Annotated in this window: 18 protein-coding genes and 1 pseudogene; 8 read left to right on the forward strand and 11 right to left on the reverse strand. The window is 75.0% G+C overall.

What is annotated here, in order from left to right; translation table 11 throughout:
* Window position 1: 1 nt before the first annotated feature.
* From LPA54_RS02270 to LPA54_RS02280, 3 genes are all read right to left on the reverse strand, one after another.
* Window positions 2-943, reverse strand: a complete 942-nt coding sequence (locus LPA54_RS02270; protein WP_228973355.1) for a carbohydrate ABC transporter permease — start codon at window positions 941-943, stop codon at window positions 2-4.
* Window positions 940-2,070, reverse strand: a complete 1,131-nt coding sequence (locus LPA54_RS02275; RefSeq protein WP_228973356.1) for a carbohydrate ABC transporter permease — start codon at window positions 2,068-2,070, stop codon at window positions 940-942. Before LPA54_RS02275 ends, LPA54_RS02270 begins: the two co-directional genes overlap by 4 nt.
* A 196-nt stretch (window positions 2,071-2,266) precedes the next feature.
* Window positions 2,267-3,586: an ABC transporter substrate-binding protein gene (locus LPA54_RS02280; protein ID WP_228973357.1), complete on the reverse strand. Its 1,320-nt coding sequence runs from the start codon at window positions 3,584-3,586 to the stop codon at window positions 2,267-2,269.
* Window positions 3,587-3,859: 273 nt separating this feature from the next.
* On the opposite strand from LPA54_RS02280, the gene LPA54_RS02285 reads away from it, so the two are divergent.
* Entirely contained in the window at window positions 3,860-6,289 is a 2,430-nt protein-coding gene (locus tag LPA54_RS02285; RefSeq protein ID WP_228973358.1) for a glycoside hydrolase family 2 protein, read from the forward strand.
* Window positions 6,286-7,329, forward strand: a complete 1,044-nt coding sequence (locus tag LPA54_RS02290) for a LacI family DNA-binding transcriptional regulator (RefSeq protein WP_228973359.1) — start codon at window positions 6,286-6,288, stop codon at window positions 7,327-7,329. Before LPA54_RS02285 ends, LPA54_RS02290 begins: the two co-directional genes overlap by 4 nt.
* A 112-nt stretch (window positions 7,330-7,441) precedes the next feature.
* On the opposite strand, the gene LPA54_RS02295 is transcribed toward LPA54_RS02290, so the two are convergent.
* From LPA54_RS02295 to LPA54_RS02305, 3 genes are all read right to left on the reverse strand, one after another.
* Window positions 7,442-9,103 carry a cellulase family glycosylhydrolase gene (locus tag LPA54_RS02295; RefSeq protein WP_228973360.1) on the reverse strand — a complete coding sequence of 554 codons (1,662 nt, stop codon included), beginning with the start codon at window positions 9,101-9,103 and terminating at the stop codon, window positions 7,442-7,444.
* 375 nt (window positions 9,104-9,478) lie between these two features.
* Window positions 9,479-10,732: a mannose-6-phosphate isomerase, class I gene (gene manA, locus LPA54_RS02300; RefSeq protein WP_228973361.1), complete on the reverse strand. Its 1,254-nt coding sequence runs from the start codon at window positions 10,730-10,732 to the stop codon at window positions 9,479-9,481.
* A 139-nt stretch (window positions 10,733-10,871) separates the two neighbouring features.
* Window positions 10,872-11,861, reverse strand: a complete 990-nt coding sequence (locus LPA54_RS02305) for an ROK family protein (RefSeq protein WP_228973362.1) — start codon at window positions 11,859-11,861, stop codon at window positions 10,872-10,874.
* A 126-nt stretch (window positions 11,862-11,987) separates the two neighbouring features.
* Between LPA54_RS02305 and LPA54_RS02310 the strand changes: the two genes are divergently transcribed.
* Both LPA54_RS02310 and LPA54_RS02315 read left to right on the forward strand, forming a co-directional pair.
* Window positions 11,988-12,185 carry a hypothetical protein gene (locus LPA54_RS02310; RefSeq protein ID WP_228973363.1) on the forward strand — a complete coding sequence of 66 codons (198 nt, stop codon included), beginning with the start codon at window positions 11,988-11,990 and terminating at the stop codon, window positions 12,183-12,185.
* A 73-nt stretch (window positions 12,186-12,258) separates the two neighbouring features.
* Complete coding sequence (locus tag LPA54_RS02315) at window positions 12,259-12,429, forward strand: hypothetical protein (RefSeq protein ID WP_228973364.1); 171 nt, start codon at window positions 12,259-12,261, stop codon at window positions 12,427-12,429.
* A gap of 51 nt (window positions 12,430-12,480) precedes the next feature.
* Here the strand turns inward: LPA54_RS02315 and LPA54_RS02320 are convergent.
* A pseudogene (locus LPA54_RS02320) lies at window positions 12,481-13,670 on the reverse strand (Cmx/CmrA family chloramphenicol efflux MFS transporter).
* Between the two features lie 539 nt (window positions 13,671-14,209).
* On the opposite strand from LPA54_RS02320, the gene LPA54_RS02325 reads away from it, so the two are divergent.
* From LPA54_RS02325 to LPA54_RS02345, 4 genes are all read left to right on the forward strand, one after another.
* Entirely contained in the window at window positions 14,210-15,043 is an 834-nt protein-coding gene (locus LPA54_RS02325; RefSeq protein WP_228973365.1) for an amidohydrolase family protein, read from the forward strand.
* Complete coding sequence (locus tag LPA54_RS02330) at window positions 15,043-15,795, forward strand: amidohydrolase family protein (RefSeq protein ID WP_228973366.1); 753 nt, start codon at window positions 15,043-15,045, stop codon at window positions 15,793-15,795. The genes LPA54_RS02325 and LPA54_RS02330 overlap by 1 nt, the downstream gene beginning before the upstream one ends.
* Window positions 15,796-16,193: 398 nt before the next feature.
* A complete protein-coding gene (locus LPA54_RS42160) occupies window positions 16,194-18,278 on the forward strand; it encodes an RICIN domain-containing protein (protein ID WP_267486661.1) in 2,085 nt (694 codons plus the stop codon).
* Window positions 18,275-18,991: a hypothetical protein gene (locus LPA54_RS02345; RefSeq protein ID WP_228973367.1), complete on the forward strand. Its 717-nt coding sequence runs from the start codon at window positions 18,275-18,277 to the stop codon at window positions 18,989-18,991. The genes LPA54_RS42160 and LPA54_RS02345 overlap by 4 nt, the downstream gene beginning before the upstream one ends.
* 101 nt (window positions 18,992-19,092) lie before the next feature.
* On the opposite strand, the gene LPA54_RS02350 is transcribed toward LPA54_RS02345, so the two are convergent.
* From LPA54_RS02350 to LPA54_RS02370, 4 genes are all read right to left on the reverse strand, one after another.
* The gene (locus tag LPA54_RS02350) at window positions 19,093-20,163 is read right to left on the reverse strand and encodes a serine protease (RefSeq protein ID WP_228973368.1); all 1,071 of its coding nucleotides are present in this window, start codon (window positions 20,161-20,163) and stop codon (window positions 19,093-19,095) included.
* 113 nt (window positions 20,164-20,276) lie between these two features.
* Complete coding sequence (locus LPA54_RS02355) at window positions 20,277-21,401, reverse strand: trypsin-like peptidase domain-containing protein (RefSeq protein ID WP_228973369.1); 1,125 nt, start codon at window positions 21,399-21,401, stop codon at window positions 20,277-20,279.
* Entirely contained in the window at window positions 21,398-24,496 is a 3,099-nt protein-coding gene (locus LPA54_RS02360; protein ID WP_308112787.1) for an ATP-binding protein, read from the reverse strand. The genes LPA54_RS02355 and LPA54_RS02360 overlap by 4 nt, the downstream gene beginning before the upstream one ends.
* Window positions 24,477-25,682: a hypothetical protein gene (locus LPA54_RS02370; protein ID WP_228973370.1), complete on the reverse strand. Its 1,206-nt coding sequence runs from the start codon at window positions 25,680-25,682 to the stop codon at window positions 24,477-24,479. Before LPA54_RS02370 ends, LPA54_RS02360 begins: the two co-directional genes overlap by 20 nt.
* Between the last annotated feature and the right edge of the window lie 75 nt (window positions 25,683-25,757).

A 25,757-nucleotide genomic window follows, 5' to 3' on the forward strand; every position in this document is an offset into this window, starting at 1 on the left:
GTCACTTCGTCGCGCCCTGGGCGAAGCCGTTGTAGATCCACCGCTGGAGCAGCAGGAAGACCACGAGCGTCGGCACGATGACGAGGATCGCGCCCGCCGAGATGGCCTCCCAGTGCGCGCCGAAGGGGCCCTTGAAGCGGAACAGGGCCGTGGAGACGGTGCCGAGCTCCTCCGAGTGCAGATAGAGGAAGGGGATGTAGAAGTCGTTGTACGTGGTGATGCCCTTGATGATGACCACGGTGGCGACGGCCGGCTTCAGCAACGGGAAGATGATCTTCCGGTAGATCGTGAAGGCGTTGGCGCCGTCCAACCGGGCCGCCTCGTCCAGGGAGGTCGGGATGGAGCGGATGAACTGGAGGAAGATGTAGACCGACACGATGTCCGTGCCCATGTAGAGCAGGATCGGGGCCCAGCGCGAGTCCACCAGCCCGAAGCCGTCGACCAGTTGGAAGGTGGCGACCTGCGTCGTGACGCCGGGCACCAGGGTCGCGACGAGGAACAGCGCCATGACGGTCCTCCGGGCGCGGAAGTCGAAGCGGTCGATCGCGTAGGCGGTCATCGAGCCGATCAGGACGGTCCCGCCGATGGAGAAGAACAGGATGAACGCCGTGTTGCCGAAGGCGGCCGGCATCCTGCCCTCGGTGAAGGCCGTGACGTAGTTGTCGGTGTTGAGCCAGTTCCCCGGCAGGGACAGGGCGTTCCCTTCCGCGACCTCCTCCGACGTCTTGAGGGACGTCAGGAACACGACGGTGAGCGGCAGCAGCACCACCACCGAGGCGGCGACCAGCGACAGGTAGGTCAGCACGGCCCCGACCCGCGGGCGGCGACGGCCGCGGCGGTGGGGGCCCTGCGGGCCGGGTCCGCCGCGCGGCGCGGACGGTGCGGGCGGTGCGGGCGGTGCGGGGCGCGCGGGTGCCGAGGCGGTGAGGTCAGGGGGTGTCATGTGAGGTCCACCTTGTCGTCGGGCACGAGCCGGCGCTGGATCCACGTGATCAACAGGATGATCACGAGCAGCACCACCGCGGCGGCGGAGGCGAGGCCGGTCTTGTTGAACTGGAAGGCGAGCTTGACCGTCTGGATGACGAAGGTCGACGTGCCGGTCGCGCCGCCGGTCATGATGTACGGGATCTCGAACACCGACAGCGAGCCCGAGATCGCCAGGATGAGGCTCAGGCCGAGGACGGGCCTGATGCCGGGGGCGATGATGTACCGGAACTGCTGCCACCGGCTGGCGCCGTCCAGTTGGGCCGCCTCGTACAGCTCGCCGGGGATGGACTGGATGGCGCCGAGGAAGAGGACGAAGTTCAACCCGGTGAAGCGCCACAGGGACACGCCCGCGAGGGAGGCGTTGGCGGAGGTCGGGTCGCCGAGCCAGGCGTGGTCGGTGGTGACGCCCAGCCAGGACAGGACGGAGTCCAGCGTGCCGCCGTCCTGGAAGAAGTAGAGGAAGACGAAGCCGATCGCGACGCCGTTGATCAGGTAGGGGAAGAAGAGGATCCCCTTGAAGAGGTTGCGGAACCGCAGGTCGAAGCTGAGGACGGTGGCGAAGTACAGCGCCACGGCGATCTGGACGGCGGACGCCGCCAGGTAGTAGCCGCTGACGAAGAAGACGCGGAACAGCTCCGGGCGGGTGAAGATCTGCACGTAGTTGTCGACGCCGGTGAAGTTCCGGTCCGGGCTGACGCCGTCCCAGTCGGTGAAGCCGTAGTAGACCATGCTGACCACGGGGACGTACGTGAACGTGATCAGCAGGACCAGCGGCGGCAGCAGGAAGAGCCACGGGGTGAGCCGCCGCGCGGGGCTGTCGCGCCAGGAGCGCGGCCGGCCGGCGGGGCCGTGGGACGCGTACTCGGACGGGTCGTCGGCGGGGCGGCCGGAGCGGTGGCGCGGGCCGGGGTCGGAGGTGGCGCCGCGTCGCAGGACGCGCCGGCCGGGCATCCCGCGCGGGGGCTGCGGCGGCGGTACCGCGGGCGCCCGGTCGGTGTGGCCTGGGCCCGCCGTGCGGGTCTTCCCCGGCGCGGGCCGTCGGCCGGCGGCGCGTCCGGTGGTGGTGTCGGGCGTGTCGGTCATCTCGGCCTTTCGTGTCCGCTTCCGCGGCAGGAGGCGGGGGTCGGGGCGGGGTGGAAACCCGGGGGCGGAGGCCGGGAGGCGGAAGCCCCTGAGCCGGAGCCGCGGGAGGCGGCAGCCCGGAAGCCCGTACTCCGGGATGGTCGGGGAGGGGAGGGCCCCGGCCGGTGTCGTACGGCCGGGGCCCCGTTCCGCCGGGTCAGGACCCGGCGGTCGCCGCCGCCTCGTTCCACCGCTTGTCGAGGTCGGCGAAGAACGCGTCGGCGTCGCCCTTCCGGGCGCCGCGGGCGAGGTCGACGAGCTGCTGCCGGTAGTCCGGCTTGGCCAGGCCGATCTCTGCGGCGTTGTCGATGGCGTTGACCCGGCCCGTCTCGGCCTCCGACCGCTCCACCACCTTGACATCGTTGTCAGCGAAGTCGGCGAGGGTGTCGGGCATCGCGGCGCCCTTCACCGTCGAGATGGCGCCCTCCTTCGCGGAGTAACCCGACTTCTCGGTGAACCAGTCGATCCAGGCGCGCGCCGCCGCCTTGTTCCGCGAGTGGGCGCTGACCGCCTGCTGGTAGTCCGTCGTGGCGGTCGCGCAGAACACCCCGCCCTGTTGGGAGGGGAACGGCATGAAGCCGATGTCCGCCGGGTCGGTGCCCGCCTTCCTCGCCGCGTCCCGCATCTGCGTGATCGCCCACGAGCCCAGGTGCATGGTGGCGATCCGGCCCTGGGCGATCATGCCCTTGGAGGCCTCCCAGTTGGTGGTGTTGGGGTCCTTCTCCGACAGGCCGCCCTTCACGATGTCGTGCAGCAGCGAGTCGATGACGCGCAGTTCGCCCCCCTCCTTCCAGGGCGAGACGGGGCCGGCCAGCTTGTCGTTGGCCTTCGCGTCGCAGCTGACGGAGCCGACGTCGTTGCTCCAGGCGGTCAGCGGCCAGCCGTCCTTGAAGTTCGTGTAGTACGGGACGGCGTCGGTCCTCGCCTTGATCGCCCGGAGGTCGGCGAGGAACTCCTGCGGGGTGGTCGGCCAGTCGGTGACGCCGGCCTTCCGCCAGACCGCCTTGTTGTAGACGAAGCCGTTGGCGGTGCCGAACTGGGCGATGCCGTAGACCTTGCCGCCGACGGCCGTCTTGTCGCTGAACCGGTACGTGGAGCCCAGTTCCCCGGTGCCGCCCAGGGGGGCGAAGAACTTCGGGTAGTCGTTCTTGGCGACGGCGGCCGGGATCATGAGGACGTCACCGTAGTCGTCGGTGTTCATCCGGATCCTGACCTCGCCCTCGTAGTCGGTGAGGGCCTCGAACGTCACCTTCACCTTGGGGTGGGTCCTGGCGAACTCGGCGGCGTACCGGGCCATCGTCCCGTCCTGGACGAGGTCCGTGCGGTGCGTGAGGACCTTGATCGTGCCGGTGGCGTCGCCCGGGTCGGAGGGGGCGGTCGCCGGCTCGCCGGAGGGGGCGCCTCCGCCGGCGCACCCCGCGACGGTCAGCACCGCGCCGGCGAGGAGCACCCCCGTGAGCGTCTTCTTCTTCCCCATGTGCCCAGCTCCTATCGGATCGCGGCTCAGCTCTGCGAGTGGGATGTCGGCACTATGTCAGCCGCTGGTGAACCGGTAAAGCTCCGGTTTCCCGCGTGATGCCCAATCGTTACCCGATTCCGTGACTCAGGCCCGGCGTACGCCGGAACTTAACGGCGTTCCGCTGAGTCGATTCGTCACTAGACCGGTTTATGGACACGCTTCGTTCGGCGGGTTACGTTGTGCGCCGTCGTACATCCCTCCCGGCCTGAGTCAGGCGATTGGAGACGCACCATGAAGGACATCACGCAGCTCACCGAGGGCTGGCGCCTGCGCCACGGCGAGGAGCTCCTCGACGCCCGTGTCCCCGGCTGCGTCCACAGCGACCTGCTGGCCGCCGGTGTCATCCCCGATCCGTTCGTCGGCCGCAACGAGACGGAGGTCGCCTGGGTCGGCCGCCGGGGGTGGACGTACACCACGCACCTGGCCCACGACAGCGCCCACGAGCGCACCCACCTCGTCTTCGACGGCCTCGACACCGCCGCCCGCATCGCCCTGGCCGGCGAACCGGTCGGCGCCACCCGCAACATGCACCGCCGCTACCGGTTCGACGTCACCGGCCGCACCGGCGAGCTGGAGGTCCGCTTCGCCTCCGCCTACGACGAGGCCGCGGCCGTCCGGGCCGTCACGGGCGAGCGGCCCAACGTCTACCCGGAGCCCTCCCAGTACGTGCGCAAGATGGCGTGCGCCTTCGGCTGGGACTGGGGCCCGACCCTGGTCACCGCCGGGATCTGGCGCGGCGTGCGGCTGGAGCACTGGTCGACCGCGCGCGTCGCCGAGGTGCGGCCCCTGGTGACGGTGGACGGCTCCACGGGCCGGGTGGAGGTGCGCGTCGACGTCGAGCGGACCGCGCGGGGCGAGGGGCGGCCCCTGCACGTCCGCGCCCGCGTCCGCGGCGCCGGTGCCGACGCGGGCACCGACGCCGGCGCGGAGGCCGTCGTCACCGGTGACGAGGTGGTCCTGCGGCTGGAGGTGCCCGACGTGCGCCTGTGGTGGCCCCGCGGGTACGGCGACCAGCCCCTGTACGACCTGGAGGTCGCCCTGGCGGACGGCGACGGGCCGCTCGACACCTGGCACCGCCGGATCGGCTTCCGCACCGTCGAGCTGGACCGCTCCGCCGACGCGAACGGCACCGGCTTCACCCTCGTCGTCAACGGCGTCCGCGTCTTCGCCCGGGGCGTCAACTGGATCCCCGACGACGCCCTGCCCTCCCGCGTCACCCCCGAGCGGTACCGCGCCCGCCTCACCCAGGCCGCCGACGCCAACGTCGACCTCGTCCGGGTCTGGGGCGGCGGGATCTACGAGGACGACGCGTTCTACGACGTCTGCGACGAGCTGGGCCTCATGGTCTGGCAGGACTTCCTCTTCGCCTGCTCCGCCTACCCGGAGGAGCAGCCGCTGCGCGGCGAGGTCGAGGCGGAGGCGCGGGACAACGTCGTCCGCCTCATGCCGCACCCCAGCCTCGTCCTGTGGAACGGCAACAACGAGAACCTGTGGGGCTTCCGCGACTGGGGCTGGGAACCCGAGCTGGCCGGCGACTCCTGGGGCGAGGGCTACTACCTGGGCCTGCTGCCCCGCGTGGTCGCCGAACTCGACCCCACCCGCCCGTACGCCGCCGGCAGCCCCTGGTCCGGCTCGTGGGACCACCACCCCAACGACCCGGCGCACGGCACCCACCACTCGTGGGAGGTGTGGAACCGCCGGGACTACGCCGAGTACCGGGCGAACGTCCCCCGCTTCGTCGCCGAGTTCGGCTGGCAGGCCCCGCCCGCCCTGGCCACCCTCCACCGGGCCCTGCCCGGCGAGCGGCTGGCGCCCGACTCGCCCGGCATGCTGCACCACCAGAAGGCCGAGGACGGCAACGGCAAGCTGGACCGGGGCGTCGCCCGCCACTTCCCCCTCCCGGCGGGGGACTTCGACCGCTGGCACTACCTCACCCAGCTCGTCCAGGCCCGCGCCGTCGCCGCCGGCATCGAGCACTGGCGGGCCCACTGGCCGGTCTGCGCCGGCACCGTCGTGTGGCAGCTCAACGACTGCTGGCCGGTCACCTCGTGGTCCGCGATCGACGGCGACGGCCGGCCGAAGCCGCTCCACCACGAGCTGCGCCGCGTGTACGCCGACCGGCTCCTCGCCCTGCTGCCGGGCGGCCCGGGAGCCGGCCCGACGCTGGCCGTGATCAACCAGTCGGCCGAGCCCTGGCACGCCTCCGTCACCCTGCGGCGCCTCACCGCGGACGGCACCGCCGTGCACCGCGCCGCCCTCGACGCGGCCGTCGCGCCGCGCTCCGTCGTCCGCGTCCCCGTACCGGAGGCGGCCGCGCCGGGCGAGGGGTCCGCCAAGGAGTTCCTCGTGGCCGACGCGGACGGCCTGCGCGCCGTCCACTTCCCGGTGCCGGACAAGGACTTCGCGTACGTGCCGCCCCGCTTCGACGTCGCGGTGGAGCCGGTGCCGGGCCGGGGGGATAGAGTCGACGTCGTGGTGAGCGCGCACACTCCTGTCCGAGACCTCCTGCTCCAGGCCGACCGGCTCGGGCCGGCGGCCGCCGCCGACCGCGGCCCGCAGACGCTGCTGCCCGGCGAGGTGACGCGCATCCGGCTGACCGGCTGCGGAACCCCGGACGCCGCGGCCGTCCGGGCCGCCCTGTTCTGCGTGGACGTGGTGTGAGCGGCTCGCCCGCACGCGTCACCATCAAGGACGTCGCCGCCAGGGCGGGGGTGTCCAAGGGTGCGGTGTCGCTCGCCTTCAACCACAAGCCGGGCGTGTCGGACGCCACCCGCGAGCGGATCTTCGAAGCCGCCCGGCAGCTGGGCTGGGCGCCCAGCGCGACGGCGCGCAGCCTCTCCAACCAGCGGGTCGACGTCGTCGGGCTGGCCCTGTGCCGGCCCGCGCGGCTGCTGGGCATCGAGCCGTTCTACATGGACTTCGTCTCCGGCATCGAGAGCGTGCTCGTGGAGCGCTCCTGCTCGCTGCTGCTGCGCCTGGTCCGCGACGTCGACGAGGAGATCGCCGTCCACCGCGACTGGTGGCGCGGACGCATGGTCGCCGGCGCGGTCCTGGTCGACTTCCGGCGGGAGGACCCCCGCGTCCCGGCCCTCCAGGCCATCGGGCTGCCCGCCGTCGCCGTCGGCCACCCGTCGCTGACCGGGGGCTTTCCCGCCGTGTGGACCGACGACGCCACCGCCGTCGGCGAGGCCGTCCGCTACCTGGCGGCCCTCGGGCACCGCCGGATCGCCCGTGTCGGCGGCCCGGCGGAGCTCGGCCACAGCGCGATCCGCGCGGAGGCGTTCCGCTCGACGGTCCGCGGGCTGGGCCTGGACGAGGGCCGGCAGGTCGCGACGGGCTTCGACGAGGAGGAGGGCGCCCGCGCCACCCGCTCGCTGCTGCTCTCCGCCGACCGCCCCACGGCGATCGTGTACGACAACGACATCATGGCCGTCGCGGGCGCGGGCGTCGCCGCCGAGATGGGCCTCGTCGTCCCCGACGACCTGTCGCTGCTGGCGTGGGACGACTCGCAGCTGTGCCGGATCACCCATCCGACGCTCTCCGCGATGAGTCACGACGTGCACCACTTCGGCGCGGAGGTGGCGCGGATCCTGTTCGAGGTGATCGACGGTACGCACACCGGGCCGCACCAGGCGCCGACCCCGAAGCTCACCCCGCGGGGCTCCACCGCGCCGGCGCCCGGGTACGGCCGGCCCGCCTGATCCGGCGGGCACGCCGAAGGGCCGCACCCCCCCCGCTCGGGGGAGTGCGGCCCTCCGCCGTACCGCGGCTCCGGGAGGGGGCGGGCCGGCGCGCCGGTCCCGGCGGGGCCCGTCAGCCCTTCGCGCAGGGGGCGCCGTCGAGGGTGAAGGCGGCCGGGGCGCCGTTCGCGCCGGTGAAGGAGGCGCTGAGGCCGAAGCCGACGCTGCCGCCCGCCGGGATGGTCGCGGTCCACGGCTCGGGGGTGGCCCGGACCTGGGAGCCCTCCTGGACGACCTTGGCGTTCCAGGCGGAGCGCACCGTCTGGTCGCCCGGGAACGCGAAGTCCAGGCGCCAGCCGCTGACGGCCGCGGTACCGGTGTTGCGGACGGTCACGTCGGCGTTGAAGCCGCCGTTCCACTCCTGGACGCGGTAGGCGACCGTGCAGGCGCCCGTCGGTTGCGCCGGCGCGGTGGTGACGGTGACCGGGGCGGACCGCGCGGAGCGGTTGCCGGCGGCGTCGCGGGCGTACACGGCGAAGGCGTACGCGGTGGCGGGGGTCAGGCCCGTGACGGTCGCGCGGTTCGCCGCCGAGGTGGCGACACGGGTCTCGGCGGTGCCGTCGAGGCGCACCACGTCGTACGCGGTGACCGCCGTGTCGTCGGTGGAGGCGGCCCAGCCGAGCGTCACGCGGTCGGAGCGGACGTCGGAGGCGGTCGGTGCGCCCGGCGCCGTGGGCGGCCTGGTGTCGCCCCCGCCGCCGGAGTAAACGCTGGCCTCGCGGGAGGTCGCCTTGATGCCGTGCGCGCCGTGGAAGATCCGCTCACCCCACGGGGAGAGCCGGGACGGGTCGAAGCCGACGGCCATGTCGAGGTACTCCACACCGCCGCCGTTGCCGCTCCACGACCAGCCCAGGTAGCCGAGGCCGAGCTGCTCGGCGGTCGCCATGATGGCGTCCTCGTCGGGGTTGCCGTCGGAGTGGTCGTGTCCGAATTCGCCGACGACGATCGGGAGTCCGGCCGTGACGAACCGGTTCAGGTAGTCCCGCACCTCGGCGGCCGTGTCGAAGACGCCGTACATGTGGATGGAGAACACCGTGTTCCGCGCCGGGTCGGCGGAGAACACCTTCTGCGCGTTGTCCCGCATGGTGAAGGACCAGTCCTGGCCCCAGTTGGGGGCGTCCACCATCAGTGTGTGGGTGAATCCGGCGGTGCGGAGCCGGCCGATCGCGCCGGACGTGTCGGCGGTCCACGCCTGGTACCCGGTATTTCCGTGCGGCTCGTTCCCGATGTTGAGGACGACGTACTTCTCCTGGCCCTTCAGGGCGCTCTGCACGTCGATCCAGTAGTCGACGGCGCGGTCCAGGGTCACGGCGCCGGCCTGCTCGCCGTAGCCGGTCGTGTCGTGTGCCTCCAGGACGCAGACGAGCCGGTTGAGCTTGCACTGCTCGACGACGGCCGCCACGTCGGCGGTGTCGTTCCTCGTCCAGCGGTCACCGGTGGCGAGGACGACGCGGACGGTGTTCGCGCCGAGCGCCTTTACGTCCTTCAGGGCCTTCGGCGTGGTGCTCGTGTACCAGGTGTGGGCGTGGTTGACGCCGCGCATGACGAAGTCGCCGCCGTTCGCGTCCAGCAGCCGGCCGTCCCTCACCTGGAACCCCGCCGCCGCCCTCTCCGCTCCCGCCGCCGGTGTCGACGTCACCCCCGGGTCGGCCGCCCGGGCGGCGTGCGGGGCGGTGAGCGCCGTGGCCGCCATGGCCAGCAGCGCTCCCGCGGCGGTGGCCAGTCTCTTTCGCATCTGCTGCTCCCAACGTGGTCGCTCGTACGCCGGGGCGTGGGCGTCCCGGCGCACGGCTGGTCTGTGTCGTGGCTCGTGTGCTCGGTACCGGTACGGGCGGGAAATTCCCGGAAATCCGCCTCCGGGCGTGCTTGTCCCGCCGGTCCGCGCCCTGCGTGAAGGGCGCGCCGGAATGGTGGAGTGCGTTCCCGCTGTCCGGCCCGAGATTGCGGCTCCAAGGCCGGCAGCGGGAGATCGGGCGCCGGTGGACGGCACCGCGCTTTCCCCGGTGGGGGAGCGTGTGCACGGCGGTGTTCGGCATTCCGTCCGGCGACTTGAGGAGAGGCTAGAACGAGACCGTGAACGTGACAACCGTTGGGGCGAAACCGGTTAAGTTTAGTGCGAGTTCAGCTGCTGTCGGGGTGGGCGGCATCCGGTGGGCACGCTTTCTCTGCGTGCCGCTTCCCGCCCCACGGTGGCCCGGAAGACCGTTCCGCTTCCGGTGACCGCGACCTCCTCGCCCGCAGGCGCGTACGCCGACTCACCGGCACGCAGCGCCAGTTCGCCCCGCCGTCCGGCCAGCCGGGCGCGGCCGCCCGTGCACACCAGGACCTGCGGTCCGGAGCCGTCGAGACGGTAGGCGGCGCGGGCGGCGCCCGGCCGCAGCCGGGAGAGCCGGAAGTCGTCGACCGGTGCCCGGTAGAGCTCCTCGCCGCCCGGCAGCACCTCGGGACGTACGGCCCCGGCCCGGCCGGGGGCGAACCGCACGATCCGCAGCAGCTCCGCCACGTCCACGTGCTTGGCCGTCAGCCCGCAGCGCAGCACGTTGTCCGAACCGGCCATCACCTCCACGCCCAGGCCCCGCAGGTACGCGTGGGGGACGCCCGGCCCGAGGAACAGCGCCTCGCCCGGAGCGAGCCGCACCGGCCGCACCAGCAGCGCCGCGAGCAGCCCCGGATCCCCCGGGTGGGCCCGCGCCACCCCGGCGTACACCGCGCGGTCCCGCGCCCACTCGCCGCCGCTCCCCGCCCCCCGCGCCAGCGCCCGCGCGACCCGGGCGACGAGGTCCGGCGCGGGGGAGGCGAGGAACGCGGAGAACACCTCGCGCAGGGCGTCCGCCTCCGGCCGCGAGCGCAGGACCTCCGCGTACGGGGCGAGGCCGGCCACCTCAAGGGCGTCGAGGAGCCGGGCGCACTCCCGCGCGGGACGGAAGCCGCACAGGCCCTCGAACGGGCTCAACGCCACGATCATCTCCGGTTTGTGGTGGGCGTCCCGGTAGGTGCGGTGCGGCGCGTCGAGGGGGATGCCCGCGGCGTCCTCGCGCGCGTACCCGGCGGCCGCCTGCGCCGCGTCGGGGTGGACCTGGAGGGAGAGGGGCGCGTCGGCGGCGAGGAGCTTCAGCAGGAACGGCAGGCGCGGCCCGAACCGGCGCACGGCGGCGGCGCCCAACTCCCCGGCGGGGTCGGAGGCGACGACCGCGTCGAGCGGCCGGAGGTGGCCCCCGCGCTCCACGAGGGACGGGGCGGCGGGGTGGGCGCCCATCCACAACTCCGCCTGCGGCGTGCCGTCCGGGGCGACGCCCAGCAGCTCGGGCAGCGCGGTGGGGGAGCCCCAGTCGTAGCGGCGGATGGTGGTGCGGAGGCGGTCCACGGCGGATTCCTTTCACCCGGCCGACCGAGGGACGTGCCACCCGGGGCGCCGGGGGGAGAGGGGGAGTGGCGGAGGGGTGTCGGGGTGGACGAGGCGGAGTTGCGGCGTGCGGAGGGGAGCGGGGCGGGGCGTACGCCGTTCAGGCCGCCGGCACCGGCGCGGTGGGCGAGGTCGGTGCGGTGGGCGGGGCGGGCGCGGCGCCGGTGTGGGCGGCCGCGGCGGCGGCCGCGCCGATGAGCCCGGCGTCGAGGGCCAGTCGCGCGGGCACGACGGGCACGCCCCGGGCGAAGCCCAGCACCGCGTACGCGTCCAGCCACCGCCGCAGCGGCGTGAACAGCGTGTCACCGGCCTGCGCCACACCCCCGCCGACGACCACCACGTCCAGCTCCACGAGGGTGATCGCCGCCGCGATACCGGCGGCGAGGGCCTGCGCCGCCCGGTCGTACGCGGCCCGCGCCGTGGCGTCCCCGGCGCGGGCCGCCTCCGCGACCGCGGCGGCGGTGGCGTCGGCGCCGGGCGGGGGCGTCCACCCGGCGGCCAGCGCGCGGGCGGCGATGGCCGTACCGCTCGCCAGGCCCTCCACACATCCGCGCGCACCACACGGGCACGGCTCCCCGTCGAGGTCCACGGAGATGTGACCGATGTGCCCGGCGTTGCCGGAACGACCCGTGTGCAGGCGCCCGCCGAGGACCATGCCGCCGCCGACACCCGTCGACACCACCATGCACAGGGCGTTGTCGACGCCCCGCGCGGCGCCCAGCCAGTGTTCGGCGGCGGCCATCGCGACCGCGTCGCCGACGAGGACCGGTACGGTGCCGGCCGGCATCCGCGGATGGGCCCGCACCCGCGCGACCAGCGGGAACCCGCGCCAGGCGGAGATGTTGACGGGACTGACGGTCCCGGCGGCCGTGTCGACCGGTCCGGCACTGGCGATGCCGAAACGGTCCAGCGACGCCCACGCGGGGTGCGCCGACAACTCGTCCAGGACGGCGGTGACGGCCCCCATCAGCGCCTCCGCCGAACCCCGGGCGGGCGTCGGCCGCTGCGCGCGGGCCACCAGGCGGCCGCCGGGGTCGACGAGCGCCCCGGCGATCTTCGTACCGCCGATGTCCAGAGCCCCGTACACCATCGCGTCAGCCTTTCGTCGCGGGTAGCGCGGGACCGGGCGTCCCGTCGCGGGATCACTGTGCCCGGAGGCTGACAACGTTGTCTAGTCAGGGAGCCCGGTTGAGTCCTGGTTTAGTAAAATCCATGGTTGCCGCTCCTGAGCGCCCATATTTATCCACTGAAGCGGTTCAGTAGCGTGTGGCAGCTGCCCCCCCCCGCCCCGCCGCCAGTCGACCACGCACCCGGCGCCGCACCCCCGAAGGACGGCTCCGACTGGTACCGGCGCCTGATCGCCGCCCACCGCCAGGACCACGGGCGGGCGTCCGGGCAGGTGGCGGGGCGGTAGCGGCGGGATCTTCCGGGTACCCGTCACCTCCCCCGCCCCGGACGGAGCGGGCACGGAGCGCGGAGGCACGACCATGAGCGACACGTGGGACTACCCGACCCCTTCCCAGGCGGAGGGCGAACGGGACCCGGACACCGACGAGCACCCCGACGTGGCCCGGTCCACCCCGTCCCAGGCCGAGGGGGAGCGGACCGCCGACACACCCGTCGAGATGCGGATCGACCCCGACCCCGAGGAGCGCTAGCCGTTCCCGTCCACCGGGCCCGACCCCCGGCCCGCGAAGGCGGTCGTACGGTCACCGCGGCATCCCGCCGCCCCCGCTCCGACCGGCCGTGACCGCCCCGCGCAGGGGGAAGGTGGCAAGGAGGGCGACCAGGACCAGGCACCCGCTTGCCCAGAGCGGCCCGACGGGCCCGACGGCGGCGCGGAGGGCGGCCGCGCCGGCGAGGGGGCCGGCGGCGGCGCCGACGTTGAACGCGGCGGTCGCGTACGAGCCGCCCATGGTGGGAGCTCCCGCCGCCTCGTGGAGGACCCCCGCGATCAGCGTGCCGCCGAGCGCGAACGACAGTGCGCCGAGGACGAACGCCAGGCACAGGAAGGCGCCCGGCTCGTCGGCCAGCACGGCCGAGGCGGGCCAGCCGACGACCAGCAGTGGACCGGACCGCCGACCGCGATCACCGTGCCGGGGCGCCGGTCGGACAGCCGGCCGGCGACCGTCACCCCGGCGAAGGACCCGACGCCGAAGAGCACCAGCGTGACGGGGACCCACAGCTCGCCGAGCCCGGCCACGTCGGTCACGACGGGGGAGAGGAAGGTGAAACCGGCGAAGGTGGCGGCGTTCACCAGGGCACCGACCGACATCACCAGGAGCAGTCGACCCTTCCTCAGCTGTGCGAGTTCGGCACGCAGCGCCACCGGCGCGTCAGAGGTGTCCGTCCGCGGGCGCGCGGGTACTCCCCCGAGGATGCCGACGGCCGCGGGCAGGCAGAGCGCGGCGACCGCCCAGAACGTGGCCCGCCAGCCGAACAGTGCGCCCAGGACCGACCCCCCTGGGACGCCGACGACCGTCGCCACCGTGGTGCCGGCCAGCAGCACGGCGAGCGCCCGCCCCTTCTTGTCGGCCGGGACCAGCGTGGTGGCGGTCGTCAGCGCCACGGCGAGGAACCCGGCGTTCGCCAGTGCCGCGACCACCCGGGTGGCGAACAGGACCGGGAAGCTACCGGTGGCCGCGCCCACGACGTGGGCCGCGAGGAAGAGCAGGACGCAGCCCAGCAGGCCGGACCGCCCGGGCCGGTTCCGGGCGAGCCCGGCCATGATCGGCGCGCCGACGACCATGCCGATCGCGAACGCCGTGGTGAGCGTGGCCGCCGTCCCGACGGTGACGCCGAGGTCCGAGGCGATGTCCGGCAGGAGTCCGGCGAGCATGAACTCCGAGGTGCCCATGGCGAAGGCAGCCAGGGCGAGCAGATACAGGGGGAGGGGCAGGGGCATCGAGTGGCTCCGAGGCGAGGAGAGGCACGAGGAGGTCATCTCGTCACCGCGGTCAGCACCCACCGGCGCACGCGCCCGGCCGCGGAACGCGGTGGGGCGGCGGCTGCGAACTCAGTCGTTCAGGGGGCTGACGGCGTGACCGAAAGCCCCCACCTCGTCTGACTCAGGACTCGACACGGTCCGCACGGTACCGGACCGGCCCCGCGGGGACCGCCCGGTTTTCCGTGCGGATGGAGCCGACCGCCGGGTCGTCGGACCGGGTCCGCGGGCGCTCCGGACCCCCGGCCGGGTCGTCGGACCGGGTCCGCGGGCGCTCCGGACCCTTCGGCGGCCGGCCGTCCCGCCGACTTGGAGAGGGGCCCGGGCGGGCCCGTGGCGGCCCTCACGACCCTCCCGGTCGATGAGGCGGCCCTCCCGTGTCGCCGGGAGTCCGCCACGCGCCGGGGCAGCCCCGCCTCATTGACCGGCCCGGCGTCGCCGTTCTAGTTTCGGTCCGGACCGCAAGTGCGCCCCGACCGGAGAGGACGGCCCCGATGCCCCCATGCGAAGGGCCGCGGGCCGCCCCCCTCCCCGCCGCGACCGCCCCGGCACCGACCGCCCCGGCACCGAGCGCGTCCGCGTCGGGTGGCGCGTATCCGTGGCTGGAGACCGCGCCGGAGGAGTACGTCGGCTGGGACGTCGACGTGCTGTACGGCCCCTGGCCGCGCCACGACCGCGACACCGGCCTCGCCGAGCTCCGCGCGCACCTCGCCGCCTCGCCCGTCGCCGGGGCGCTCGCCCTCTCCACGCGCGGCGCCCTCTACGACGACGCCGGCGGGAACGCCGAGACGGTCCGCGACCTCGCGGACTGCCCCGAGCTGCGCCCCGTGGGCACCGTGGACCTGCGGGACGCGCTCACCGCCGAGGCGAGGCTGGACGAGCTGGGCGCCGCGGGCGTGCGGTTCCTGCGCCTGTTCACCGTCGACCAGGGTGCCGAGCCGGACTTCCCCGGATACCGCAGGGTCGTGGGCCTCGCCGTCGAACGGGGCATGGTGCTCCTCCACGACGGCGACCCGCGCCGCTTCGGCCCGCCCCTCACCGGGTGCGGCGCGGACGTCGTCTTCCTCGACCTCCACGCGTACCTGCTCGCCGACTTCCTCCTCCTCGCCCGTGACGAGCCCGGCTTCCGGGCGACCACCCGGCTGCTGTCCGGGCCCGATTCGATCGAACGGGCCGTGGAGTCGGTGGGCGCCCGCCACCTCGTCTTCGGCTCCCGCACGCCCTTCATGGACCTCTCGCCCCAGACACTGAGGCTGCGGTACGCGCGGATCCCGGGCGACGACCGCGCCGCGATCGCCACGAGGAACGTCGAGGAGCTGCTCGCCTGATGCCGATCATCGATGTGCACGCCCACGTGGGCCGCTGGCAGTTCCACCTGACGGCCGGTGACGCGGACGCGAACCTGCGGCTGATGGACCGGTACGGCATCGACCACCAGCTGGTGTCCGCGTCCGAGGCCGTGGTGTACGACGCGGTGGCGGGCAACGCCGCCCTGTACAAGGCGCTCGCCACCCGGCCGAGGCTCCACGGGTACGCCGTGGTCAACCCCAACCGCATCGACGAGAGCGCCGCCGACCTGCGGCGCTGCCTCGACACCGGGCGGTTCGTCGGGGTGAAGATCCACACGCACTACCCGGGCCGGCTGCCCGGGTCGCCGGAGATGGCCGCGGCGTTCGACCTGGTCGCCGAGGCGGGCGTACCGCTGCTGCTGCACACGTGGGGTGACGAGGTCGCCCTGCTGCCGGAGCTCGTCGAGGCCCGGCCCGGCCTGCGCGTCATCGTGGGCCACGCCGGCGGCGACGCCTGGCGGGAGGCCGCACGGGCGGCGGCGGCCTGTGACCGGCTGTACCTGGAGCACTGCCGCACCGCCACCGACGCGGGCCGGATCGCGTACGCCCGGGAGGTCGGGGTGCCCGTCGAGCGCATCCTCTTCGGGACGGACTCCACGCTCATCGACCCCTGCGTCTCCCTCGGCGTGATCCGCGACGCCCACTTCGCGCCGGCCGAGCTGGAACGCGTCCTGTGGCGCAACGCGGCCGAGCTGTTCGATCTGAGAGTCCAAGAGTCCGAAGACTCCTGACGACCGAAGGCCCTCGACGGTCGAAGGCGGCAGAAGGCGGCAGAAGGCGGTCGAAGACGGCCGAAGGTCTGCACCAATCCTGCGGCCTTTCCGTACGGCCCGTAATCGGTACGCGCGGGCGGAGTGACTCATTCCGTTGACACCTTCTCCAATAGCGCGACGCCTTATCTCGATTTGATCACGACATCACCGGACAGGACTGGACCACTCGCGTTCGACGCGCGTAACTCCCTTGTTGCGCAAGGCCGTTGACGGTTCGTCAATTCGCGCTACCCGATTACGGAATGGACTCGTTCCGCTGGTCTCGTTTGCCGGAATTCTCCTCTGGCAGGCTTCCGCGCACCGTCCTCTGACCAAGGACCAAGGAAAGGTGCACGAACGTGTCCGCACGACGAAGAATGAAGAAGAGTCCGGCCCGGAAGCCACGCCGCCTCATATTCGCGACCGCCGCCGTCGCCCTCCTGGCGACCGTCGGAGTGGTCGCGTACCAGGGGGTGTACGAGCCCGGCGGCACGGCGGCGGGGGGCGTCGCCGCCCCCGCTCCCGCGGCGCCCGCGGCGGCCTCCCCGAGCGCCGCCCCCGAGCCGGCCGCCGAGCCGACCCGTGACGAGGAGCCGGAGCCGATCACCGAGGTCCCCGAGGACGAGCCCGCGAAGGGCCTCGTCTACAAGGGACTCAAGCCCGCCCCGAAGGACGACACCTGCGAGGGCGTCTACCGCACGGCGAGCGGCCACTGCACGCACGGCCCCGACGCCCCGCCGCCCGGTGTCGACATCAAGAAGGACACCCCGCCGGCGGTGAAGCCCGCCGCCCCCGCCGAGGACCCGGCCACCACCGAGGACCCCGCCCCCGCCCCGGACCAGGCTCCGGCCGGTGAGAGGGCCGTGACCACCCCGGCCCTGGACGCGTCCGCGCTGCCGCGCAAGGCGAACCCGCAGCCGCCCGCCGCCACCCCCGCCGCCACCGACCGCGCCGCCGCCCAGGGACCCGCCGGGCAGACCGTCCAGTGCGACGGCGACGGCGCCACCGGCAACCGCGTCCAGGTCGTCTACGTCCACGCCCCCGGCCAGGACCGGTACGCCCGGTACCTGCCGTCCTTCCGCAAGTGGGCCGCCGACGCCGACGTCATCTACTCCGAGAGCGCCCGGGACACCGGCGGCGTCCGCCACATCCGCTACGTGACGGCAGCCGACTGCACCCCCACCGTCCTCAACATCGAGGTACCGGCTTCCGCCCTCGCCGAGTTCGGCGCCACCAACCGCGCGCTGGCCGCCAAGGGCCTGGACCGCCGCGACCGCAAGTACATGATCTTCGCGGACTCGCAGGTCTACTGCGGCATCGGCACCTTCGCCGGTGACGAGCGCCCCGGCCAGAACAACCTGAGCAACTTCGGTCCCTCCTACGGCCGTACCGACTCCGGCTGCTGGGGCGGCCACACCGCCGCCCACGAACTGGGCCACAACCTCGGCGCGGTGAACAACAGCGCGCCCAACACCAGCCGCGGCGCCCACTGCACCGACGAGTGGGACGTCATGTGCTACTCGGACACCCCGTACTACCCGAAGATGCGCACGGTGTGCGGCGACCGGGCGTACGAGAACCGGCTCGACTGCAACCACGACGACTACTTCCACACCAACCCCAGGCCCGGCAGCTACCTCGCCACCCACTGGAACGTCGCCGACAACCAGTTCCTCATGGGTCACAAGGGCAACGGCCCCGGCCCGACGCCCAACCCGAACCCCACCCCGACCCCGACGCCGTCCCCGACCGGCGGCACCGGCGGGACGACCGGCCCGGACGTCACCGTCGGCCAGATCGCGCAGGACTCCGCCGTCGTCAGCTGGCGCGCGGTCGCCGGCGCCGCCTGGTACCAGGTGCACCTCGACGGCCGCCCCATCGGCTGGGTGAACACGCCCAGCGCCCGCCTGTACAACCTGAAGCCGGACACCGCCCACACGGTCGCCGTCTCCGTGCGTGACGCCTCCGGCCGCGACACCGCCCCCGGCAGGGCCGCGTCGTTCCGCACCGCCGGCGGCGGGGGCGCCACCCCGGTGCCGGGCACCCGCTACGTCCTCGCCAATGGCGCCACCGGCAACGCCGCCGAGGTCTGGGGCGGCCGCACCGCCGACGGCACCGTCCTGGTCGGCTCGCCGCGCAACGGCTACGCGCAGCAGCAGTGGTACTTCGACGACGCGGGCGCCGGGTACACCCGGATCCGCTCGGCCGTCTCCGGCAAGTGCCTCCAACTCGGCGGCACGGCCTCCGCCGGGATGTGGGTGGCCCAGCAGCCCTGCCGCGCGGTCGCGTCGCAGCAGTGGCGGATCGCCCGCGGCGGCAACGGCAGCGGTGTCACGGTGTCCGCGGGCGACAGCCGGTACGTCCTGGGCGTCAGCAACCGGCCCTACCACGGCTCCTGGCTGATCGAGCTCCAGCACGCGGCGGGCGCCGCCGCCCAGGTGTGGACGGTGCAGCAGCCGTGACCCGCACCCGTACCGCCCGCACCCGTACCGCCCGCACCCGCACGGCCCGCACCCGCGCCCCGCTCGCCGCCGTGGTCGCCGCGCTGGCCGGGTCCGCCCTGTGGCTGACCGGCGCGGGCGCCGCCCTCGCGCACGGCGGCGCCCTGGAGGTCGACGTCACCGCGCAGCCGTCCGGGCACGTCACCGCGGACGTCACCTGGGCGGGCGACGGAGACCCCGTCGACGAGCGGGTCGGCGCGACCGTCAACGCCGTCAGCGGCGACGGTCGGACCGCGCTCGGCCCGTGGCGGCTCGTCCGCGCCACCGGCACCCCCACCGGGTACACGACGGTCGAGGCGCTGCCGCCGGGCCGGTGGCAGGTCACGGTCGAGGTGGGGCACCCCGGACTGGGCCGAGCCCAGCGGGAGGTCACCGTGCCCGCGGGCACCCCGGCCTCTCCTGCGGCGCCCGCCGCGCCGGCCGCGGCGAGCGGGGATCGGGTCGTACCCGCGACCCCGGCCGCGTCCGTGGCCGCCGCGTCCCCGCAGAGGGGCACGGCCGCGTCGCGTGCGACCGCGTCCGACACGGCCGGGTCCGGTGGGTCCGGTGCGACCGGTGGGTTCGGCGGGGTCGCCGGGGCGGCCGCCGGGGCCGCCGCGGTGGCGGGTGCCGTGGCGGTCGGCGCCGTCGTGGTGCGCCGCCGCGGGGCCGCGACCGGCGGCACCGGCCGCTGATCCGGCCGGTACCCGTGCCCCGGAGCCGAGCGGCTCCGGGGCACGGGGAAGCGGCCCGTCCCGCCCGCCCCCGCCGCGGTGCTCGGCGCCGCACGCGGCGTTCAGACGTAGTTGATGCCCGCCTGCCGTACCAGCGGGTCGTCGAGCATCGACCACAGCGGTACCGCGTAGTTGCCGAACCCGTACCGGCCGCCGAAGTGCAGGCCGAGGACGCGGTGGTCGGCCAGGTCGAAGACCGGCGAGCCGCTGTTGCCGCCCAGCGTCGAGCAGTCGTGCGTCAGCACGTTCCGCTCCGTCGCCAACGCGTTCGCCGTGCCCGGCTGGAGCCGCTTCACGTTGTAGACGTCCATGAAGATCCGGCGCATCGACTCGGGCTCGTTGCGCCGGCCGTCCCACGCCGGGTGGCCCACCACGTACACCGGGCGGCCCGGCAGATCGGCCGGGGCGTCCGCCGCGACGGCCAGCGGCGCCGGCAGCGGCGCGCCGCCCGGCCCCGGTTCGACCCTCAGCAGCGCCAGGTCGACGTCCGGGTGGACGCCCAGGACGTCCGTGACCGTGTACGCCGGACCGCCGGCGCCCGGCAGCGCGCCGTACTCGCGCGCCAGGTCCAGCGCCGCGCCCAGGCCCGGCCGGAACGTCCACGCGTCCCGCCGGTCGCCGGCCGCGGCGAACTCCAGGGCGACGTGCCGGTTCGTCATGACGACGTCGGGCCCGACGAGGAAGGCGGTGCCCACCCAGTCGAGGCTGACGTGCCCGGACACGTCGACCCTGCCCACGCGCGACAGCGAGGCGCGGATCGCCGCCCGGTGACCGTTCAGCACCGCCCAGTCGCCCTCCTGCGGCGGGAAGTCCGCGCCCTGCACGAGGATCGCCGGACGGCCCTCCAGCAGGACGATCGCCTCCATGCCGAACGACTCGTCGTCGCCGATCTCGTCGTCCCGGCCCGCGGCGAGCTTCTCCAGCCCCCGCGCCCCCGCCTCCAGTACCCGCTCCCGCTCCCGCTCGGCGAACCGGGCGACGTGCTCGCCCGGCGCCTCGTCCGCCGGCGGCTCGTACGCCGACTCCGGCACCTCCCGCGCCAGACGCCGCCGCACCCGCTCCGCCACGGCCCCCGGGTCGGCGAAGATCTGTCCGGGTCCGGCCGCGACCGGTGACCCGCTACGGCTGCCCATGTCGTCCTCCTCTCGTCTCCGGCCCCTCTCGTCTCCGCTCCTTCCGCCCGCCCCGGCTCCCTTCCGCCTCGACGCGCCCCCTTCTCGAGCCGGTCTCCCGCCAGGTGGCGCGCTCAGCCGTGCTGGGCCGCGCCGATCTCTCCGTGCACCGCCGGGGCGTGTTCCGCGAGGTGCGCCATGACGGCCGTCATCTGCGTGCCGACGTTGACGAACGCGGTGTCCCGGCCCTGGAAGCGGACGTTCTCCACGCGGCGGGCGCCCCGGTGCAGCGCCACCACCCGCCAGTCGTCCGTCAGTACCGGGGAGCCGGACGACCCGCCGCGCGTGTCCGTGAAGTAGCGCAGGTCCCGGTCGTCCGCGTCGAACACGAGGTTGTTGCGGAGCGCGACCCGCTTCGGCGCGCCCCCCGGGTGCTGGATGATGTTGACGGCCACCACCTCGCCCGCCGCGACCCGCAGCGTCCGGCCCGCGAGCCGCAGCAGCGGCCGCGCCGGGGCCTCCGCCAGCCGCAGCACCGCGTAGTCCAGGTCGGCGTCGGCGGCGACCAGTTCCCGTACGGCGACCTCCGCCGTCTCGGTGTCCTCGCTCTCGTAGTCGAACCTCGCCCGCGCGTGGCGGGCCTGCGCCAGCAGGTCGTCGGGGCCTGCCACGACCCGCCCGCCGCCCGCGGCCGACCGGGCGTTGACGACGTGGTGGTTGGTGACCAGCAGGTCCGGCGCGACCAGCCAGCCCGTGCCCGCGTGGGGGAAGCCGTTCGGCTGGAGCGGCTGCCCGCCTTCGTACGGCGGTACCTTCAACCGCGCCACCGCCGCGCCCGCCGCGTCGCCGCCGCGCAGGAACCCGAACGGCACGGTGTCGTCCCGGTGGACGATCTCCTCCTTGACCTCCGGGACGGGCCGGTCCGCCAGGACGTCCGGCTCGCCGTTCGCGCCGCGCGCCACGTCGTCCAGGGCCCGCTGGAACACGGCGACCGGCGCCGCCGCCGCGGTCTGCGCGACCGCGTTGCGCAACCAGGTCTCCAACGGCACCGAACCGTCCACCAGCCGCTCGACGCGGTTCATCTCCGCCAGGTCGGACTGCACCTGGAGCCCCGGCGCGGCCAGCAGCGGCAGGGTGCTCCGGTAGCGCGGCATGATCCCCTGGAAGAGCAGCGGGCGCACCGCCGGGTCGGCGAGCCCGGCGTCCACGGCCGCGTCCCGCAGGGCGAGCAGTTCCTCCGGCGACAGGTACGCGGTCACGCTCCTCCACCACCCTCCGCGCCGACCCGCAGGGCGGCGGCCACGCAGGCCGCTATCTCGCCGCCCTCGTCACGCAGCACCAGCAGCCGCCGCGCCAGGTCGTCCAGCGCGCCCCGCTCCCGCACCAGCCGGAGGATGCCGGTGACGTCCATCGGAGACGGAGACGGAGACGGCGGCGGTGACCCCAGCGGTGACGGTGACGGCGGCGGCGGTGGCGACAGCGGCGGCGGCGGTGGCGGTGGATCTCCGGTCCCGGTGCCCGCCGCGGGCCCGGACGCGGCCGCGGGCGCCCGGCCGGTGGTCCCCCGGGCGTCCGGGGCGCCCGCCGCCGTCCGCAGCACCTCCATCAGCGCGGGCAGCAGCCCCGGGTCGCGCCGGGCGGCGCGCCGCAGCCCGGTGCCGAGGACCCGCACCACCTCGTCGCCCTCCGGCAGCCCCACCAGCTCCAGGGCGTGGTGCAGGACCCGTTCGTCCAGCCCGTACACCTGGGACGCCGCCTCCCGCACCAGCGTCGGCTGGTGGGCCAGCACCTCGTCCGGCACCTGGCGCAGCCGGCGCGCCAGCCGCGCGTCCGCGTCCCGGCCCGGCAGGTCCGCCGCCTCGGCGAGCCGCGCGCGGGCGAGCAGCGTGCCCACGGCCTCCAGGTCGTGGCCGAGCCCGATCGCCACGTCCTCCGCCGACCGCAGCTCCCGGTCGGCGCTGTCGAGGTCGCCGTCGCGCTCGGCGAGCCGCGCCGAGAGGAGCAGCAGTTCCAGTTCCCGTTCCGGGCAGCCCGCCCCGTGCGCCGCGTCCGCCGCGTCGGACGCGGCGCGCCGGGCCTCGGCGCGCCGCCCCGCCGCCTCCAGGGCCTCGGCGAGCAGCGGGTGCAGCGTGCTGCACGCCGTCCACGGGCGGCGCTCGGCCAGCCGCGCCAGCGCCGCGTCGGTGAACCCCTGCGACAGCAGATCACCCACCTCCCGGGCGGCCATCCGCTCCCAGTCCTCCTGGTCGGCCTCGGCCATCACCAGCTCCGACGCCCCGCCGCGGTCCCGGTGCGCGCCGAGCAGCGCCGCCGCGCGCGGACCCAGCTCGTCCTGCGCCCCCTCCAGCAGCCGCTCGACACCCGGCAGCCACCGCTCCTCCACGGCCCGCGGGTCCTCGTCGAGCCGCAGCCGGTGGTAGATCTCCTCGGCCCGCGCCTCCACCCCCTCCCGCCCGGCGTAGTACGCCACGGCCCGCCGCTCCACCTCCCGCGCGACGGACGCCGGGTCGTCCGCGGCCAGCCGCAGCATGATGGCCCGTACGTCCGACCGCACCCGCAGCGCCGACGGGCCCGCCGGCTCCACAAGGTCCAGCCGGGACAGGGCCGCGAACAGGCGCCGCGCCTCCTCCGGTCCGGCGACCCGGACCCCGCACGGTCCGGCCAGCACCTCCCGCACGACGTCCGGCGTGACGAGCCGCAGCACGAGCGCGCCGCGGGCCAGGCGCCGCACGTCGGCGTCGGGGACGTGCTGGAGGATCCGCTCGTACAGGACGCCCTGCACGAGCAGCCGGTCCACGCGGCGGAAGAAGTCCCGCCGCCGCGCCGGCAGACTGCCGATCAGCTCCCGCGCGCCGGCGGCGTCGCCGCCGGCCAGCGCGGCGGCCCGCGCCGCCAGCCGCAGGCTGAGCGGGTGCCCGCCCACCCGCTCGGCGAGGACCCGGGCCAGCTCCGGGTCGCGGACCCCGCAGGCCAGGAGCAGGTCGACGGAGGCACCGGGGTCGAGGTCCCCCAGCTCGATCTCCCGCGGCCGCGCCCCGGCCGCCGGGTGCGCTACGGGCGCCCGGCCCGAGACGACGGCCCGTACGCGCGGATAGGCCCCGTGCATCGCGAGGAACACCGCCCACATCCGGCCCAGCGCCGGCGACCCGCGGTACTGGGCCGCCTCGAAGGACTCGACGACCAGCACGAACGGCGGGTCGGCCGGCGCCACCGCCCGCCGCAGCACCTCCGCGACCCGGCGGGCCAGCCCGCTCTCGCGTTCGCTCGCCGTGAGCATGAACTGCTGCGAGGAGCGGCGTCCCGCCCCCGCCCGGGTGGCCGCCAGCCGGTTCAGCTCGACGACCCGCTCCTCCTCCACCCGCTGCCCGCGCGCGGCCTCCTGGCACTCGTCGGCGATCGCGTCCAGCGCCGCCCGGTGCGCCGGGTACTGCACGCCCAGCTGGCGGGCCACCTCCCCGACCAGCGTCACCGGCTCGTGCACCGACAGCGTCGGCCGCTCGAAGTCCACGTACGCGAACGGGAACGGGAAGTCCCGCACTCCGCCGCCCGCGCCGCCCCCCGTGCCGCCGCCGGCCGTCCCGGCGCGCAGGCCGTCCGTCAGGAACCGGGCGAGGAGCGTGCTCTTGCCCGCCCCGCCCGGCCCGTGCACCACCAGCGGCGGCGGTACGGACGCCCCGCCGTCCGGCCCGCCCGCCGGCTCGCGCACGTACCGGCGCAGCTCCTCCAGCTCCTGCGTCCGCCCGACGAACGGCACGGCCGCCAGGCGTTCCAGCGGCTGGAGGAGCCGGGCGAGTTCCAGCTCCCGCCGCACGACGCGCGCGTCCGGCAGCCCGCTCACGCCGGGCACCTCCGACAGCCACAGCACCGCCTGGAGCACGTCGGCGAGTTCGTCCGGCCCCACCCCGGTCGTGCGCGGCGCCCGACCGCGCAGCACGTCCCGGCAGACCGCCTCGGGCCCGGGCTCCCCCGAAGCGGCCGGCAGGTTGTCCTCCAGCGCGCGCAGCGCCTCGGCCGGCCCGGTGAAGGAGCGCAGCGCCGCCTCCCGCACCTCCGGCTTCAGCGACCACTCGGGGCTGTCGGCCACACCGGTCGCCGTGCAGTCCGCGGTCAGCTCCGTCAGGGCCCGGCCGGTCGGTTCGGGCATCCCCGGCAGCCGCAGCCGCCTCGGGTCGAACGAGGTGAGCAGGCAGGCCGCCCGGCGGTAGCCGAGCCGGGCGTCCGCCACGGCGTCCGGGGGGCCGGCGGCGGGCCGCAGCTCCTCCCGCAGCCGCGAGCGGAACACCTCGGCGAGCGCGGCGGCGGCGCCGGCGTCCACGGCCGACCGGCCGGGGCCGTCAGAGGGATTGGCAGACACGGACCGCTCCCTCCACCGCCGTGCCGAGCCGGCGCATGTAGCTCTCGCCCGCCGCGCCGCCCCCGCCTCCCTGCGCCGCACCGCCGTCCCCGACGCCCGCGCCGCTCCCGTCACTCCCGACGCCCGCGCCGTTCCCGCCGGCCGCCGCGAGGACCTCCTCCACGGCCACGTCGACCAGCCCGGCCAGGGCGGCGTCCCGCTCCCCGGCGGCGAGACCGGCCAGCGAGGGCGGCGGCTGCTCGCGCAGGTACCGGTCGAAGAAGGCCCGCACGTCGGCCGGTCCGGCGGGCCGGGCCCGGTCCACGCACAGGCTGTGGCGCAGGTCGTGCGGGAGCTGGCGCATGGCGGGGCCGTAGCCGAGGAGGACCAGCCGGGGGGCCTGTTCGCGCCGCACCGGCTCGTGCTCGTAGATGGCGAGCGCCAGTTGCCCGATGAGGTCCCACACGTCGGAACCCGGATCGAGCCGGTCGCAGTCGTCCAGCACGAACCAGAACAGGTCCTCCGCGCCGGTGGCCTGGCACACCACCCAGTGCACCGCCTCGTCCAGCGCGGGCAGCGGGTCGTCCAGCCCCGTCGGGACGGGCGGCGCGGCCCCGGCGCGGGGGTCGGCGACGAACGCGGCGAGGCGCCGCACCACCTTGGTCGCGGTCGTCGTCGGCCCCAGCATGATGCGGGCCGGGCGGAAGCCGCGGTGCTGCGCGACGTACCGGATGAGGGAGTACGTGTACGAGCGGCCGCTGTCCGGCTCGCCGTCGACGAGGAGCACCGACTTGTGCGCGTCCGCCACGAACGCCCGCAGCGTCTCCCGCAGGCCGTCGCGGTCGAGGAACACCTCGCCGCCGCCGCGCAGCACGCAGGTGCGGAACACGTCCTGCGCGTCGTGGAGCGCGGCGTCCCGCTCCAGCTGCGCCAGGAACTTCTCGGCGACCGTGACGTCCGGCAGGTTGCGCAGCCGGTCGTCCCGGACCAGTGCCCGCAGGAGCCGCACCTGCCCGGTGATGGTCCGGCGCGAGGCGTACACCAGCGCGCGGGCGTTGTGCGAGCTGACGGAGGTGAGGGGCAGGTCGGCGACGAAGTCGGCCGGGAGACCGGCCCTGCGGAGCTGCGCGTGCGGGTCGGTGGAGTCGAGCAGGTACTCACGCGCCCACTCGGTGACCTCGTCCCACTCGGGGGTCTCCAACGGCATTCAGCACCTGCCAGGTCTCGCCGCCCGCCGGTCGCCCTCCCGTTCGCCGTGCCTCCCTCCGGCCCCTATCGTCAT

This window comes from Streptomyces sp. DH12 (assembly GCF_020873895.1).
Taxonomy (GTDB): Bacteria; Actinomycetota; Actinomycetes; order Streptomycetales; family Streptomycetaceae; genus Streptomyces.